The sequence below is a fragment of the Mesorhizobium sp. LNHC252B00 genome (genome assembly GCF_000502955.1).
In the GTDB taxonomy this organism is placed as follows: domain Bacteria; phylum Pseudomonadota; class Alphaproteobacteria; order Rhizobiales; family Rhizobiaceae; genus Mesorhizobium.
The window spans coordinates 104877-121341 of sequence record NZ_AYWO01000009.1 but is presented as its reverse complement, the minus strand read 5'-3'; the positions used below and the strand labels follow the sequence as shown (position 1 = coordinate 121341).

At 60.6% G+C, this 16465-nt stretch carries 15 protein-coding genes and 1 pseudogene; 6 read left to right on the top strand and 10 right to left on the bottom strand.

Translation table 11 applies throughout. The features are described from left to right. The first annotated feature begins 111 nt into the window (after positions 1-111). The 4 genes from uppP (at position 112) to X744_RS155900 (ending at position 4380) form a co-directional block, all read left to right on the top strand. The gene (uppP, locus tag X744_RS155885; RefSeq protein WP_023759484.1) at positions 112-984 is read left to right on the top strand and encodes an undecaprenyl-diphosphatase UppP; all 873 of its coding nucleotides are present in this window, start codon (positions 112-114) and stop codon (positions 982-984) included. Positions 985-1055: 71 nt separating this feature from the next. Then, on the top strand, positions 1056-1844 hold the full coding sequence (locus X744_RS155890; RefSeq protein ID WP_023759483.1) for a phosphodiester glycosidase family protein: 789 nt from the start codon (positions 1056-1058) through the stop codon (positions 1842-1844). A gap of 176 nt (positions 1845-2020) precedes the next feature. Beyond that, positions 2021-3091 (top strand): GH25 family lysozyme, encoded by a 1071-nt coding sequence (locus X744_RS155895; protein ID WP_023759482.1) that lies wholly within the window; start codon positions 2021-2023, stop codon positions 3089-3091. Positions 3092-3414: 323 nt separating this feature from the next. Further along, complete coding sequence (locus X744_RS155900; protein WP_245266617.1) at positions 3415-4380, top strand: DUF3592 domain-containing protein; 966 nt, start codon at positions 3415-3417, stop codon at positions 4378-4380. A 15-nt stretch (positions 4381-4395) separates the two neighbouring features. On the opposite strand, the gene X744_RS155905 is transcribed toward X744_RS155900, so the two are convergent. After that, positions 4396-4755, bottom strand: coding sequence for a hypothetical protein (locus X744_RS155905; RefSeq protein WP_023759479.1), 360 nt, complete (start codon positions 4753-4755; stop codon positions 4396-4398). A 175-nt stretch (positions 4756-4930) separates the two neighbouring features. Between X744_RS155905 and X744_RS155910 the strand changes: the two genes are divergently transcribed. Both X744_RS155910 and X744_RS155915 read left to right on the top strand, forming a co-directional pair. Beyond that, complete coding sequence (locus tag X744_RS155910; RefSeq protein ID WP_023759478.1) at positions 4931-5452, top strand: hypothetical protein; 522 nt, start codon at positions 4931-4933, stop codon at positions 5450-5452. Then, entirely contained in the window at positions 5445-6065 is a 621-nt protein-coding gene (locus X744_RS155915; RefSeq protein ID WP_023759477.1) for a hypothetical protein, read from the top strand. The genes X744_RS155910 and X744_RS155915 overlap by 8 nt, the downstream gene beginning before the upstream one ends. Positions 6066-6215: 150 nt before the next feature. Here X744_RS155915 and X744_RS1000000173700 read toward each other — a convergent pair whose 3' ends face one another. The 9 genes and pseudogenes from X744_RS1000000173700 to X744_RS155960 all read right to left on the bottom strand — a co-directional run bounded on the left by X744_RS1000000173700 (position 6216) and on the right by X744_RS155960 (position 16322). Continuing rightward, complete coding sequence (locus X744_RS1000000173700) at positions 6216-6962, bottom strand: hypothetical protein (RefSeq protein WP_156938548.1); 747 nt, start codon at positions 6960-6962, stop codon at positions 6216-6218. 36 nt (positions 6963-6998) lie between these two features. Continuing rightward, entirely contained in the window at positions 6999-7205 is a 207-nt protein-coding gene (locus X744_RS155925; protein ID WP_023759475.1) for a type II toxin-antitoxin system HicB family antitoxin, read from the bottom strand. Positions 7206-7262: 57 nt separating this feature from the next. Then, positions 7263-8162 (bottom strand): annotated as a pseudogene (locus X744_RS155930) (DUF4238 domain-containing protein); the annotation flags it as partial. 214 nt (positions 8163-8376) lie between these two features. Next, a complete protein-coding gene (locus X744_RS155935; protein ID WP_023759473.1) occupies positions 8377-12153 on the bottom strand; it encodes a vitamin B12-dependent ribonucleotide reductase in 3777 nt (1258 codons plus the stop codon). Positions 12154-12818: 665 nt separating this feature from the next. Continuing rightward, a complete protein-coding gene (locus X744_RS155940; RefSeq protein WP_023759472.1) occupies positions 12819-13130 on the bottom strand; it encodes a PilZ domain-containing protein in 312 nt (103 codons plus the stop codon). 93 nt (positions 13131-13223) lie between these two features. Further along, positions 13224-13712 (bottom strand): NUDIX hydrolase, encoded by a 489-nt coding sequence (locus X744_RS155945; RefSeq protein WP_023759471.1) that lies wholly within the window; start codon positions 13710-13712, stop codon positions 13224-13226. Positions 13713-13923: 211 nt separating this feature from the next. Then, positions 13924-14424, bottom strand: a complete 501-nt coding sequence (gpt, locus tag X744_RS155950) for a xanthine phosphoribosyltransferase (protein ID WP_023759470.1) — start codon at positions 14422-14424, stop codon at positions 13924-13926. Positions 14425-14667: 243 nt separating this feature from the next. After that, positions 14668-15501 (bottom strand): universal stress protein, encoded by an 834-nt coding sequence (locus X744_RS155955; protein WP_023759469.1) that lies wholly within the window; start codon positions 15499-15501, stop codon positions 14668-14670. 80 nt (positions 15502-15581) lie between these two features. Continuing rightward, positions 15582-16322, bottom strand: coding sequence for a competence/damage-inducible protein A (locus tag X744_RS155960; protein WP_023759468.1), 741 nt, complete (start codon positions 16320-16322; stop codon positions 15582-15584). Positions 16323-16465: the final 143 nt, after the last annotated feature.

The following is a 16465-nucleotide window of genomic DNA, read 5'->3' as shown; positions in this document are numbered from 1 at the left end:
AGCTTACAAATCCGTAAATTGATTATCTGGCCCATGACTATAAGGCTTGCCCGGGATTAACCTCGACCGGTCGGTCCGCACCAGCCAATCTCTCATGTATGGAATTCGCCATTGGTCGACATCTGCACTCAAGGCCTGGACACGGGCTTCGTCGGCCTGGGCTATGCCAAGGTGGCGATCCTTGGCGTGGTGCAAGGCATCACCGAATTGCTGCCGATTTCCTCAACCGCCCATATGCGCATCGTGCCGGCTGTGCTTGGCTGGCAGGATCCGGGTTCCGCCTTCTCCGCCGCCATGCAACTCGCGGCTCTTGCCGCGGTGATCAGCTATTTCTGGGGTGACGTCAGGGGCATCCTGTTTGGTTCGCTCGATGCCCTGGCGCGGCGCGATTTCGCTGACCGGCATTTCAAGCTGGCGCTGTGGATCGTGCTGGCGACGATCCCGATCGTTATTGCCGGGGTGGCGCTGTCGGGCCTGCTCAATACCTGTAATTCGCCGCTGCGCAGCCTGACGGTGATCGGCTGGGCCTGCATCGCCATGGCGATCCTGCTGGCGCTGGCCGAGATTCTTGCCCGCCACCGGCGCACTGTGGACGAAGCCTCGCTGGCTGACGCGCTGCTTGTCGGCATCGCCCAGATCGGCGCACTGATTCCGGGCGTGTCTCGCTCAGGTTCGACCCTGACCGCGGCACTGGGGCTCGGCTTCAAGCGGGCCGAGGCGGCGCGTTTCTCGTTCCTGCTCGGGCTGCCCGCGATTGCGCTCGCCGGCCTCAAGGAGCTTTGGGAACTGCACAAGGTCCATCTCGACGCCCATGGCTGGTCGGTCCTTGCCGTCGGGCTGGTCGTCGCCTCGATCTCCGCCTTCTTCGCCATTTGGGGCCTGATGCGTGTGCTGGAGCGTTTTTCGGCCTGGCCGTTCGTCATCTATCGCGGCGTGCTCGGCGTCGTCCTGCTGCTGGGCGTCGCGATGGGCTGGCTCGTTTAGGGCACTTTCACAGTCTCGCTTGAAACGGGCTATATCCGTACCGGACCCCGAATCTGGATTCCGGTACGCGCATGGATTTTTTGACCCTTCTGCAATCGGTGCCGCCGCTGCTGGCGCTGGCCAAGAGCGCGCTGCCGTCGGTGGCGGCACTCGGCATGGGGTTTGGCCAGTGGGTTGCCGCGCTGCCGCCATGCCGGGACTTCGCCTTCGAGGCGACCAGCTATCTCGTGTGCGAGGTCGATCCGAAACGATATCAGGTCGAATTGTTCTGGAAGGACCCGGCGGGCAAGCCGTTTCAGTCGCTGCACAATCTCAGTTCCTCGCAGCAGGCGGTCGGGCGCACGATGCTGTTTGGCATCAATGCCGGCATGTATCATCCGAACCTCGCGCCGGTCGGTCTTTATGTCGAGCAGGGCCAGGAAATGGCTTCTGTGAAGACCGGGTCGGGAACCGGCAATTTTTCGCTGCAGCCGAACGGCATTTTCTACATGCGCGACGGCAAGGCGGCGGTCCGCGCCACCAAGGATTTTGTGAAAAGGCGTCCGCCCGTTGACTATGCGACGCAATCCGGGCCGATGCTGGTGATCGACGGCAAGCTGCACCCTAAATTCCAGGCCGACGGCACCTCGCGAAAAACCCGCGATGGTGTCGGCGTGCGTAGGGATGGCGTCGCGGTCTTCGCGATTTCGAACGGCACGGTAACCTTCCATGCCTTCGCCCGTCTTTTCCGCGACGCGCTCGGCTGCGACAATGCGCTGTTCCTCGACGGCACGATATCCAGCCTGTTTGCGCCGGCCATCGGCCGCAATGACGACTACTGGAATCTGGGGCCGATGATTGGGGTATTCAGAAAGCCGTAGCGGCTTTGCCCACAAGGCTGGCCGATCCCTTGCGCGGAGAGCCAGATTTCGCTGTTTGGCCTACGTGAAAAAAATTGATTCAAACTTTATTGGCAATTTCTCGTTCATAACTGGTCCGGTTTGTCCGTTGGCTGTCGTTTTGCCCTCGGTCTGTTGTGTTTTGAGTACAGGTCCAGATGCGGATTCCGGGCGCCATCAGTTTCTTGATCGCATCGCTATGCCTTGCCGGCTGCACGTCGACGGCCGGCGTCGATGCCTTGGATTTGCAGAAACCGTCGAGCGAAACAACCAGCTCGGTGATACGGCCGCCGGCACCCATCGCGGCAGTGCCTGCGTCCGCGACCAGGCGCGCGCCACGGGCGGAAACGGCGCCGGTAGACGAGAGCCCCCGGCCTTTCGGCCTGGCCGAAGAAGAGACGGTGGCACTTTCAGCACCTGACCCGTCGGACAGCGTCGAGCCGATGGTCGAGCCGGCGGCCCTGGTATCACCGCCGAGGCTGCTGAGCCGCGCAGCACCGCCGATGCTTGCCGGGCCCGTCACGCGCTATGGTTTTCGCGACGCCAAGCCGATCAATTTCGGCAAGGCTTCGCCCCGCCACCTCGCCGTGCACGGCGTCGATGTCTCGCGCTGGCAAGGCAACGTCAACTGGGAAAAGCTACGCGCCCAGGGCGCCAACTTCGCCTACATCAAGGCGACCGACGGCGGCGACCATCTCGATCCGATGTTCAACAGGNACAGGAACTGGCGCAATGCCGACGCCGCCAGCCTGAAACGCGGCGCCTATCACTTCTTTTACTGGTGCCGCACGGCGGGCGAGCAGGCCGACTGGTTCATCCGCAACGTGCCCAGGGTCGAAGGCGCGCTGCCGCCGGTGATCGACGTCGAATGGAACGGCGAGTCCAGCTGCAAGCGGCGGCCTTCGCGCGAGAAGGTGCTGGAGAAGATGCAGGTGTTCATGGACAGGCTGGAGCGCTATTACGGCCAGCGGCCCATCATCTACACCGCGCCCGATTTCTATCGCGACAATCTGCGCGGCGCTTTTCTCGATTATCCGTTTTGGGTGCGGGCGGTGGCGCGGCACCCCTCAAAGGTCTACCCCGACCGCAAATGGCTGTTCTGGCAGTACTCCGGCTCCGGCCTGTCGCATGGCGTCACCGGCCGCATCGATCTCAACGTTTTCCACGGCGACGAGCGGCAATGGCGCGCCTGGGCCGGAGGTCGGGTTTCCGTCGCCGACGCCAACTGACGCGCGATGCGCGGTCGCCGCATATGGCCATCTTGTCAGCGTGGCCGGCGATGCGATTCATCGAAGGTGACATAGGCCAGGACTGCGGAGAATGATCCGAAATAGGTCAAGACCGCAGCGGTGATCATGAGGTCGTAAGTCGACACGTTGGTTCTCCCTTCGATTGATATCGAGAAGACAGCACACGCGGTGAATGTGCGTTGATCCAGATCAACGGAAGACAGTCGTTTCCAACTCCGAGGGGGAGGTTTCGCGAATAGACAAGACATTGCTGCCGCGTTGCTGTCTATGTGCAGGTTCCTGCACTCCTGGGGGGAGACGAGTTGGAGCTCAAGATTCTGCTTGTCGGCTTTGCCTGCGCGGTCGCCGGCATGTTGTCGCTCATCACCTTCTTGAAATGGCGCGAGGTGCAGGCGCTCAGCCGCTGGCTACCGGCGCCGGGAAAGATCATCTCGTCGCGCGTCGAGGCACGCGAGGTCCGCAGCTCTGGCAGCGGCTCGGATAGCAGCGATTCCACCGAGATGCGCAATTTCCCGGCCATCACCTTCGAGTACAAGGTTGGCGGCAAGACATTTCAAAGTTCGCGTTACAGCGTGCAGGAGAACCTTGGAAATTTCGAGGTCACGGAGACGCTTGCGCGGTTTGCCAAGGGCGCTCAGGTGACGGTGTTCTATGATCCGGCGGCTCCGGGCAAAGCCGTCATCGAGCGCACCATGCCCGAAGGCGCCTTCAAGTTCATGGTCCAGCTTTCGGCGGGGCTGGTGATCGGCGCGCTGGTGCTGGTGTTTTCCGTCGGCGGCATCCTGGAGGCGATCGGCTCGCATCTACCCAAGCCGCAGAACCTCGGCGCCGGTGCGCTGCTGTTGTTCACGGGCCTGTTCGCCCTGCGCATGGGCTTCGCCCAGAAGTCGCTTGCGGAGCAGGCGGCAAAATGGCCGGTCGCCGCCGGCCGCATCGACACCTCAGGCCTGCAGGCGCTGCGAACCCATGAAGGCTATCGACACTGGCGGACCGTCTTCAAATCCCGCATCGTCTACTCCTATGGCGTCTCCGGTCAGCGCTACAGCGCCGATCGCGTGACCTTTGGCGCCACGGTGATGGCTTCGCTGCCCGGCCTTGTCGGCGGTCAGGCACGGCAGTATGTCGAGGGCAGCAAGGTCGACGTGCACTATGACCTCGCCAACCCCGGTTCGGCGGTGCTCGAATGCCGGGTGCGCGGGCTCTGGATGCTATGGGTGTGTTCTGCTGGCTTGCTCGGCGGCGCCGCCTTTCTGGTCGGGCTGTTCTGAGGCGCCGGGATGCCGTCAGCAGCGGACGAGGGGGCCGCTGTCGAAGCCAGGCCAGGTGAACCGCAGCGTGGCGCCATATCTCACGATATGAATGATACGCGTGAACGGCTCCTCGATCGACGGGTCAGAGCCGTAGCATTGGCTTGCCTTCACCACCCAGCCCGTCGGGTTTTTGCGAAATGTCGCGTGCTCGCAGCCGAATTCGGGAAGCGACAACGCGGTCTGTTCCACGGTGAAGACGGTCTTGCTCTGGACGTCGGCGGCCGCGTGGCAGTTGAACCTGTCGCTCGACCATGTCCCGACATAGGGCGCCGCCGCCAGTGCCGTGCTGCCCGCGAATGCGGATATCGCCATCATCATTACCAAACGCTGCATCACCGGATTTTTCCCCATCGCCGTTGCGCTCGACCATACAGACTGTTGGGGATCAAGGGATATGTTTCGTCCAGGAGCGGATAAACGCAGCCGTTCCGGATTTCGCTTATGCTTTTGCGCGGATGATGCGACTGTGCGGGCCAGTACCCAGGCAACGCTTTCCCAGAGACATCTGATGACCACCCGCACACTGGCCTTCGTTTTTCTGGGCCTGCTTGGCCCGATGCAGGCGGCTAACGCCAAGGACTGTCTGCTGAGCCACGCCACCTATCGGGAACCGCGCTCGGGCGCCGTCATGCAATTTCGGCCGCTCGACAACGAGCCGGCGGCGCTGACGGCCGAAGTGTTTTCGCTGACCGTGCCCAATACCGTGACAAGCCTGCCGGCCGACATCACCTGGACCAACGGCAAGAATTCGTTTCCGCTCGGCACCATCCGCCACACCTGCACCAACGACGATCGCGAAGCGGGCCTGCAGGACGGCAGCGGGCTGTGCAGGATATGGGATGGCCAGGTCTACGCCCTGACCGGCGGCGGCGCCGAGCAGTTGAATTCGCGCGAAGCGACACCGGCGCCGAAAGGGCTGCTCTTGCCGGAATTCGGCGTGGCTTTTACCGAATGGGCCGATTTCGCCAACGCCAACCCCGATGGCTCGGCGTGGGATGCCTTCACGTTGACAGGATGCAGCGATGAATAGCGTCATGAGATCGATCAGCTTGACCTGCGCCCTGCTTGCGTCCGCGACGATATCCGCCGTGGCGGACGAGCCGGCGCCGTCACGCCCGCCCATCGACAAGTGCGTCTGGGAAAGGCTGACCGACAAGAGTGTCGGGCTGGGCGCCTGGACGCAGCGCTGCGACTTCGGCTTCCGCCAGATCCACTTCGAATTTGCCGGCAACGCACTCGCCATCAAATACAGCGATGGCGGCGCGGCCGACCCTCTTGTCGAGGTCTTCGACATCATATCAGGCGAAACCGCCGAGGCCGCATTGCAGCGCCTGTTCCTGGAAAAGACCGACAAGGCTGTCAGCGCGCGCTGCGTGCTCGCGCCCTACACGGAGGGCCCAGTGCCCGCCGGCGTCAAGCGCTACACATTCAGCCCCGACGCCGACTATGCGAAAGAGCTGAAAGCGGTAGCCGACCCCAACGAGGTTCCGGAGCCGCCCTGCGGCGACTGGGGTGAAGTGCCGGATGGCATCCAGTATTTCGAGATGCCACCAGGTGAGGGGCAGAAAGTGCTGTTCGTGCGTATAGGCCAGGACGAGCCGTTATTTGACGAGCAGACGCTGCGGGTGTTGCCGGCGGGGTAGGTGCCGGGATCAGCCGGTCCGGATTGAGTGAATCGAGTCTGAGCGCGTCTCGCCTTCCGGGCCCGAAGGGTGCGAGACAGGTGACTCGCCAGGCGGTGAAATGGCGCGCTGCGCCGAGACGGTCAAGGATCTTGGGCGGAGCGGCATTTTTCAACGCCTTGGACTGTGCGGAAGCTTCCAATGTTGCGTAATTTCGTATCGCTTCGCAGGATCAGGGCCATGCCCCATCCACTCGAATGAATGCTCGTAAGTGCCGTAGTTCCCGCGCGCATATTCGGCTTGGCGAAGCCTATCAAATTTCAGACCGTCCGCGATAACCGACATTACTTCGATGGCATCCTTGTCGCCCATGTCTATCAAACCCATATCGCCGCCAAAATGTTTGGCATTGATCCATCGAAACACCTCGTGGATGGAAAGGATCGCGTTTGTTACCTTTCTACCGGTGGCCGGCGCCAACTTATTTGCAACGCCTGTTATCTGTTCGAAATCATTGTGAGCAACACGCTTGTCACGCCAAGTTCGAGCAAATTGCGCTTTCCTCTCAGATGCAACTACGCGCTGTCGAAGTCGGATATTATGTTTGGAAAGATCGAGCTCCAGAAGTTTACGAACACTCAGATTTATTTTGCGTCCAGATTTCGCGGGGTCGGTAAGGCGACACAGACCCAGTAGTACGTCTTCGAACACAATTCCCTGAATTGAATGCCAAAAGTTTCCGCCGCTGTGGTTTAGGAGGTCAACGCGCTCTTGAGTTGAAAATAGAGCTTGATAGCGATCCCATGACGACGAGACTCGCCAAAGCTCTTGGCAACAATGGTGGAACGCGGTTCCGTAATCATTACCTAGAACGGCTCTGTCCTCTGCGAGAGCTTCCGCGGCCGATCTGTGTACCATCTCGCCCCCTAGAGCAACTCTGCTGGCGGCTGCCTGCTATGCCTCCACGTACTCTGCGAGGCTGACACCGTTAGGCACATCCAGCCCATCGGCGCGCAAGCCTTCAATATGGAAGCGTATTGCGTCGCGAATTTCGGTCTCCACCTCAGACACGGTCGCGCCGGTCGCGATGCAGCCAGGCAAGTCCGGCACATAAGCAGAGAAATTATCGCCTGCTTCTTCAATTACTACTGCGTAGCGCATGTCATCGGCCCATTAGGTGGATTAGTCAGCGTTACAGCTCACGTTCCTGTCAGAATCTCATCGCCGGAATGGGTATTCCCATGCATTCGATAGAGCTGAGGGCTGTCCGATCTTGTAGCTTATTCGCTGCACCAAGCCGTTGCCAACTATCGAACGTTCGAAGTCCGGAACTGGCCCCTTATCGAAATAGTTGGATGCTAAGGTTTCGATATCTCCCCGTCGGCTAAATATATAGCGATCGGCAAAAAGAGATACTACCTCATTGATGCGATCTATCGTCTGGCGGCTGCGTACCTCCCTGTGTAATGCGTCCGTCTGCTTTCTGGTGTCCAGATACAACGCTATCCGCGGAGTTATCGGGAAGACAAGTTCAAAATCATCAAAATTTCCGACGTTGTATGGAACGATCTTACTTATCGGCGTTCCAGATTTAAAGTAGCAAACTGGATTATCGCTAGAAATAAAATCAACGGCCGTCTCGTTGTGTATAAAAACAGGTACGTTGTATCGACTCATTACAGGCAGCATGCCTTTAATGATATTTGGCATCGAAAGAAGGGCGGTGTGTGGGTCGATGTTTATTTGAATTATGCCGGCATTCATCAAGTCTTGCATTCTAATCGGTTTCGATGCGTCTCCTGTTGTCTTCCGATAAATTTCCAACAAGGCCTCTGGTACGGGAGCTGAAACTGCATCCGATATCCTAGCAACAGAGTCTCGCAAAAGGCTCATGACCGATCTAAGCGCGTTAGGTACACGGCATCGCATGGACAAGAGGAATTCAGTGAAATGTTTAATTTCATCAAGTGAGAGCGGTTTCTTTTCCGCGATAATGTTCACAGCTCGGTCCCAGCCGCTCTCTATCGTGTCGGAAAAAAGTCTCTCGATCGCGTTGTCAAAACACGCCTCAGCGTGAACTGGTTGTGAGTATAGATATTTCTCTTTGAACGCCGATTTGGGGGAAGTACAGAAAAGTCTACAATTTTCTCACATGTCGTAGATTTTGATGCAGCCGTCTCCGTCCGAGAAATGCTTCGAATAGGTCTCCGGGATGTAGTGCTGTTGCTTGGGCTCTGGTGGCATTTTTATAAGCCTCCGCTCTCAGCACGTCTCTTGTGCCGAGAGCGGATTCGCGTTGTTGGTGGTGGGCGGCGGCGGCGCGTGAATTTCCTCAGCTGCACCCGCTCGTCGAGCCGCACGTATCGCATTTCTCACACGTCCCGTTGCGCACCATCGTGAAATTCTGGCACTCGGAGCAGGCATTGCCGGTGTAGCCCTGGAGCAGGGACTTGGCGCGGCGGTCGTTGGCGAGTTTCTTGGCTTCGGCCGCCTCAACGGCCGCGGCGTCGGTGAACAATCCCGCCGTGGCGTCCGAAGCAGCCGCTTCCTCGAAGGCGATGTCCTCGGCCAATTCCTTGGCCCGCTCCTCATAGTCGCGCTTGTAGGCGACCGCTTCGTCGCTTGTCGGTTTCAGCGCCAGCACGTTGGAGCCGGAGAAAGCTGTCGGCACTGAGCGGGCAGGGGCGCCCGAGGGAGCCGCAAAGCCTTTCGGATCATTGCCGCTGACGCGCGACACCAGCTTCACCGGCGAGGCGCCGCGGGTCAGGCCCTTGGAGACCGCATCCGTCTTGCCTTCGCTGATGCCGCGGCCAAGTGCGGTGTTGGAAAAGTCCGACTGGTCGACATGGGCGAGGTCGTTGCGGCCGAGATAGGAGATCGCCAGTTCGCGGAACACGTAGTCGAGGATCGACGTCGCGCTCTTGATCGCATCGTTGCCCTGCACCATGCCGGCCGGCTCGAACTTGGTGAAGGTGAAGGCGTGCACATATTCATCGAGCGGCACGCCATATTGCAGGCCGAGCGAGATGGCGATGGCGAAGTTGTTGAGAAGGCCACGCAGCGTCGCGCCTTCCTTGTTCATGTCGATGAAGATCTCGCCGAGGCGGCCATCGTCATATTCGCCGGTGCGCAGGAAGATGGTGTTGCCGCCGATCTTGGCTTTCTGCGTGTAGCCCTTGCGGCGGCCAGGCAGCTTTTCCTGCTCGCGCGACACGCGTTCGATGATGCGCTCGACAATCCGTTCGGTGATCTGCGCCGTGCGCGCCGCCGCCGGTGCGGCGATCAACTGCTCGAGAGCTTCGTCCTCGTCGTCCTCGCCATCGGCGAGCAGCGAGGAGTTGAGCGGCTGCGACAGCTTCGAGCCGTCGCGGTAGAGCGCATTGGCCTTCAGCGCCAGCTTCCACGACAGCATGTAGGCGCCCTTGGCGTCTTCCACCGTCGCATCGTTGGGCATGTTGATGGTCTTGGAGATGGCGCCGGAGATGAAGGGCTGCGCCGCCGCCATCATCTGGATGTGGCTGTTGATCGAAAGCGAGCGCTTGCCGATCTTGCCGCACGGGCTGGCGCAGTCGAACACAGCCAGGTGTTCGGGCTTGAGGAAGGGCGCGCCTTCCAGCGTCATCGCACCGCAGACATGGATGTTGGCGGCCTCGATGTCCTTCCTGGAGAAGCCGAGCGCCGGCAACATCTCGAACGAAAAGTCGTTGAGCTGCTCGTCGGTGAAGCCGAACGTCTCCTTCACCCAGTCGGCGCCGAGCGTCCACTGGTTGAAGACGAACTTGATGTCGAAGGCGGACTTCAAGGCTGCGTTGAGCGCCGCGATCTTCTCGTCGGTGAAACCCTTTGCCTTGAGCGCGCCGGGGTTGATGGCGGGTGCCTGGTTGAGATTGCCGTGGCCGACCGCATAAGCCTCCATCTCGCCGATCTGGGCTTCGGAGTAGCCGAGCGTGCGCAGCGCCTCCGGCACGGCGCGGTTGATGATCTTGAAATAGCCGCCGCCGGCGAGCTTCTTGAACTTCACCAGGGCGAAGTCGGGCTCGATGCCGGTGGTGTCGCAATCCATGACCAGGCCGATCGTGCCGGTCGGCGCGATCACGGTCGCCTGCGCATTGCGGTAGCCATGCTCCTCGCCAAGCTCGATGGCGCGGTCCCAGGCGGCCTTGGCGTGGGCGGCGAGGTCCTGCTGCTTCAGGTCGGAAGCGACCAGCGGCACCGGATTGACGGCGAGCTTCTCATAGCCCTGCTTTTCGCCATAGGCGGCACGGCGATGGTTGCGCATGACGCGCAACATGTTCTGCGCGTTGCGGTCGTAGTCGGCGAAGGCGCCAAGCTCGGAAGCCATCTCGGCCGATGTGGCATAGGCGACACCCGTCATGATCGCGGTGAGTGCGGCGCAGATGGCGCGGCCCTCGTCGGAATCGTAGGGAATGCCCGAGGTCATCAGCAGGCCGCCGATATTGGCATAGCCGAGGCCGAGCGTGCGGTATTCATAAGACTGCTTGGCGATCTCCTTCGACGGGAACTGCGCCATCATCACGGAGATTTCCAGCACGATGGTCCACAGCCGTACGGTGTGCTCGTAGGCGGCGATGTCGATGGTGCCGTCGGCATTGCGGTAAGGCAGCAGGTTGATCGAGGCCAGGTTGCAGGCCGTGTCGTCGAGGAACATGTATTCCGAGCACGGGTTGGAGGCCCGGATCGCTCCGGCGGAAGCGCAGGTGTGCCAGTCGTTCATCGTCGTGTTGAAATGCAGGCCCGGATCGGCCGATGCCCAGGCGGCATAGCCGATCTTTTCCCAGAGATCCCTGGCCTTCAGCGTCTTCAGCACCTTGCCGTCCTTGCGGGCGGTCAGGTGCCAGTCGCCATCGTCCTCGACAGCGCGCAGGAAATTGTCCTTCAGCGACACCGAATTGTTGGAGTTCTGGCCCGAAACCGTGAGGTAGGCATCCGAATCCCAGTCGGTGTCGTAAGTCTTGAACGACATCGACGAATAGCCCTGCTTGGCGAACTGGATGACGCGGTAGATGTAGTTCTCCGGCACGGCGGACTTCTTGGCCGCCTTGATCTCGCGCTTCAGCGCGGAGTTGATCGACGGATCGAAGCAGTCGTTGCCATTGCCTTCGCAGTTGACGCAGGCCTTCATGATCGCTTCGAGATGCTTCTTGACGATCTTGGAGCCGGTCACCAGCGAGGCGACCTTCTGCTCTTCATTGACCTTCCAGTCGATGAATTCCTCGATATCGGGGTGGTCGGCGTCGACGATGACCATTTTGGCGGCGCGGCGCGTCGTGCCGCCCGACTTGATGGCGCCTGCCGCGCGGTCGCCGATCTTGAGGAAGCTCATCAGGCCGGACGAGCGGCCGCCGCCCGACAGCTTTTCGCCTTCGCCACGCAGCAGCGAGAAGTTGGAGCCGGTGCCGGAGCCATATTTGAACAGACGCGCTTCACGCACCCAGAGGTCCATGATGCCGCCCTCGTTGACGAGGTCGTCCTGCACGCCCTGGATGAAGCAGGCGTGCGGCTGCGGATGCTCGTAGGAGGATTTCGACTTGGTCAGCTTGCCGGTGAACGGGTCGACATAGAAGTGGCCCTGGCTCGGGCCGTCGATGCCATAAGCCCAGTGCAGGCCGGTGTTGAACCATTGCGGTGAATTCGGCGCCACGCGCTGCGTCGCCAGCATATAGGCAAGCTCGTCACGGAAGGCGCGCGCGTCTTCCTCCGACGCCTTGAAGTAGCCGCCCTTCCAGCCCCAATAGGTCCATGTACCGGCCAGCCGGTCGAACACCTGGCGGGCGTCGATCTCGGAGCCGTAGCGCTCGGCTTCCGGCAGCTTGGCAAGTTCGGCCTCGTCGGCGACGGAGCGCCACAGGAAGGAGGGGACGTCGTTCTCCTCGACCTTCTTCAGGCGCGCGGGGACACCTGCCTTGCGGAAATACTTCTGCGCCAGGATGTCGGCGGCAACCTGGGAGAATTGCGCCGGCACATCGATGTTGTCCAAGCGGAACACCACCGAACCATCCGGATTCTTGATCTCCGAAAGCGCCTTGCGGAATTCGATCTCCGCATAGGCAGATTGTCCTGGCTTGGTGAAACGACGCTCGATGCGCATTGGTCCGGTCCCTTTTGTCTACATATAGCGCTTTCGTCAGGGGATTTCTGCCCCCAATGCGAAACGCGCATGTCCGCCGTCTGCCGGCGTTCGAAAACGGCCGGCTCTCCATTTCGCGGTCTCCGCCGACCCTGCTGGTCAAAACTCCTTGCGAAGTTACTGTCCAACGCGCTGGCGAACCCTACGGGTCCCTCAAAACTGATTTTTTTCGATTCCCTCACTTGAGGGAAAATTCACACTATCTAGCGTCGAACCTACCTGCAAACACTAAATATAGTGTTAACAGACAATTTATTCAAGCCCGACAATTGTCCCAATTGTCCCCAACCGCCCCACAATTCCAACGCTTCCGCCGGCCTCGTAAACGGGCGGAAATGCGAGCAAAAACGCACATAATCCGGGAAAAAGACCGGGCTCAGAACTTTCCGGTCGCACTCTCAACAGAAGCGCATGGCCTATAAAAGGCGACTCGTTTTGCGCCGTCAAGGATTCGTTTGCGTAGCTTTTGTGACCCCAACATCTTGTGTGTCACACATGTGGATAACGGGGATAGAAAGCCGGCGCGGGGATCGCAATTTGCCGCCCAATGGGAAACGTGGATGCGGCAAGGCTCGCCAGTGGATCTAAGCTGAGGCCCAAGCTTGCCACACCAGGTCCAGGCAGGATCAGCCGTAGTGAAGCCGGGGTTTTGGCTCGGTGCCGGTGAACTGCACTCCGAGGCGGTCGTTGTGCCGCCAGCGAACCTCGCATCGATAGGCAATGCCGTCGAGCGGCACATAGAGAAGGAAGCGATCGGGAACGCGGGCTTCGAGCGGTATCTTCAGTTCGGCGCCGCTTTCGTGCTGATTGCGCAGCGTGCAACCGACTTCCGAATTCGAAATTCCGGTGATGATCGACCCGCCCTTGAGCACGCGCGGACGATGCTCGCGCTGGGGCTGGCCGGACTGGTTCGGATTTGGACTCGCAGGGTTCGCCATCGATGAAAAATACCAGAGCTACCGAATCGTATCTTTGATTCCTTAGCAAAGCATTCACGTTGAGGCGCGGCGCCGCGGCCGTTCAATGTCCCTTCAGGGGAAGCTGTGCGGGTCGGCACAGAAATAGGCGATGATCTGGCAAAGGTCGGGCTCGTTGATCATGCGCACGGCTTCGCTGGAACTGACCCATTTGCGCGTGCGGAAGTTTTTTTCCTTCCAGCGGTCGGCGACCTTGTCGACGTGCAGCGGGAACACCAGGACCTCGCACGGCACTTCTTCGCCGGAAGCCAGTACCTTGGCGTAGAAGTAACGGCCGGCTTCGAGATGGGAGACAGTCCCGCGCAGTCCAGCTTCCTCGCCGGCCTCGCGCGCAGCCGCCTCGCAGAGCGGCTCCCTGGCCTCGGGCCAACCCTTGGGCAATACCCAGCGGCCGGTGTCGCGGCTGGTGATCAGCATGATCTCGACACCGTTTCCGGTATCGCGCCAGGGTAGGGCGGCAACCTGCAGCCGGCACGGGGCCGTGCCGAAGAGCCGTCGGACCCTTTCGGCCAGATGATTATGCGTCGTTGGCCTCGTCAACATCGAAGAAGCTAGCCCCAGCCTCCGGAATCGTTTGCCGTCTCACGAATCTTACGGCTAATTGTCGGCAATAAAAGTAAAAAATTTCGTTCGCCCGGCTGAGTTCCGTCGATAGATGTCGATTTCACAAAATATCTGGCCTGCCGGGCCCGTTTGCGAAAGCAAATAGCGCCCGGTGCAAGCTGCTGATCTGTAATAGGCAGGTTGTTGCGAATCAGCCGGCGTGGTCCTCGGCGATCGGCTTCTGGTAGGTGAAGCCCATGTCCCATGGAAAATAGATCCAGGTGTCCTGGCTGACTTCGGTGATGAATGTGTCGACCAGCGGCCGGCCTTTCGGCTTGGCATAGACGGTGGCGAAATGCGCCTTCGGCATCATCGCGCGCACGATGCCCGCCGTCTTCCCGGTGTCGGTCAGGTCGTCGATGATCAGCACGCCGGCACCATCTTCGGTGAGCAAGGTCGGTGTAATCTCTTTGAGGACCTGCATCTGCCCCTGACTGGTATAGTCATGGTAGGAGGCGACGCAGACCGTCTCGATGACCCGGATGCCGAGTTCGCGTGAGATGATCGCAGCGGGAACCAGCCCGCCTCGGGTGATGCAGACGATCGCTTTCCATTGGCCCTTGTTGGCGCTGGCAAGCCGCCAGGCGAGCGCGCGGGCGTCACGATGGAACTGGTCCCAGGAGACCGGAAAGGCTTTTTCGGGAAGGGACATGTCGCGCACTCCGCAGCACGCGGGGATCGCGCGCAAGAAACAGGGGAATGCGCGCGGAATTAGCTGGAAAGCCCCCGTCTTGGCAAGAGCGGCGGTCTTGGCAAGAGCAGGGGTCTTGGCCAGGGCAGGCCTGAGCGATCGCTGTGGACTTCAAACGCGTCGCATCAAAACAGATTCATGCGATCCGCTTCAAGTCTGCATGTCATCGTCTCAAAATCCGCGACCATTTTTGCGCGACATGCGTCAACGCGACAGGAAGGCTGCCACTGGCGCGGTGCGCAGCACACTGCGGGTCACGCCGCCGAACAGAAGTTGTCGCAGCCAGGAGTGGCTGTAGGCGCCGAGCACCAGCAGATCGGCGCCGGTCTCCGCGATCCTGGTCTGGATGATGTCGTCGATCGAATTGCCGCCCGACTGTTGCAGCGAGACACTGACGGTGGCGCCGTGGCGCGACAGCGCCGACGCGATTTCGGCGCCGGCGGCCTCCGGACTGTCGTCGAGCGTTTCAGGCGGGTCGATGACCAATATGTCGGTCTTCTCGGCTTCGATGATGAAGGGCAGCGCGTCGAAGGCGGCGCGCGCCGCCTCCTTGCTGCCGTTCCAGGCGAGCAGTACGTGTTTGAAGGTGGTGATCAGCGGCCCCCCATGCGGCACCACCAGCACCGGGCGGCCGGCATCATAGACCAGCGTGTCGACATCCGCGCTCGGGTCACCGCCCGTTTCGCGCTGCGCCGCAATGATCAGATCGGCGGCGCGCACGCTCGAAATGCCGGTCAGCGCGCTGTCGCCCGAAAAGCTCTCAAGGCTTCGCCACTCGAAGGATAGGCCGGAATCCTCGATACGCTTGAGGAAAGTCGCTTCCAGTTTTTTAGCGCGCTCCCGGTTCATGTCGGCCGAAACCTGCAGGAATTCCGTGTCCGGAAAGCCCGTGGCCGAAGTGTAAGGCACGGGAAGCGTTTCGGCGTGGATACCGATCAGATGGCTCTGGAACCGGGTGGCGAGCGGAATGGCGCAGTCGAGCACGCGCTCCGCGTCCTGCTCGTTCTGCAGTATGGCGACGATGGTTTTGAAGCGCATGATAATCCCTCAATCTGCGAGCTACCGAACTCGTGCCGAGGAAACGTTGCAGCGACGTGCTTGGTTCCGGTCTGGACAGATCAACCGGAATTGCTGAACCCGGTGACCATTGCCTCGACGTCGGCACGCGCGGCATCCAGGGCCGACTGGCTGCGGGCACGCACGACCAGTTCGGTCCAGAACTTGCCGTCGCCATATTTCGGGTAGGAGCCGATGATCGTGTCCGGATGCGCTTTCTGGATATCGCCAAGCGGCCCGCCGATGAGGCCTTCGCCGAATGGGCAGGGCACGGTTGCCGACAGCATTTTCGTACCCGCCTTTAGCGTCGGCACGACATTGTCGAGCATGGCCTGGAAGATCGACGGCACACCGGCCATGACATGGACGTTGCCGATACGGAAGCCGGGTGCAACGGACACCGGGTTGTCGATGAGATCGGCACCGCGTGGCATGCGTGCCATGCGTTTGCGGGCCTCCGTATATTCGATGCCGCGCGCGGCGTAGCTTGCCGCCAGCAGTGCATAGGCCTTGGCATCGTATTCGCAAGGCACGCCAAAAGCCTTGGAGACGGAATCGGCCGTGATGTCGTCATGCGTCGGGCCGATGCCACCGGTGGTGAACACGTAAGTGTAACGGGCGCGCACGGCATTCACCGCAGCAATGATTTCGTCTTCCTCGTCCGGGACGATGCGCACCTCCTTCAGGTCGATACCGATCGCCGTCATGATATCGGCGAGATGGCCGATGTTCTTGTCCTTGGTTCGGCCAGACAGAATCTCATCGCCGATGACGAGCATGGCGGCGGTTACGATTTCAGGCATGGAAGGCTCCGGCATGACGGGTAGCCTGAGATAGCGCGGCTCGGCGGCGGCCGCAATGCCGCCCCGGACAGTGAACAATCTGCACCCATAAACCGAGATATATCCATTGCATGCCCGACAGGGTGCCGCGCCACAGAAGTCGA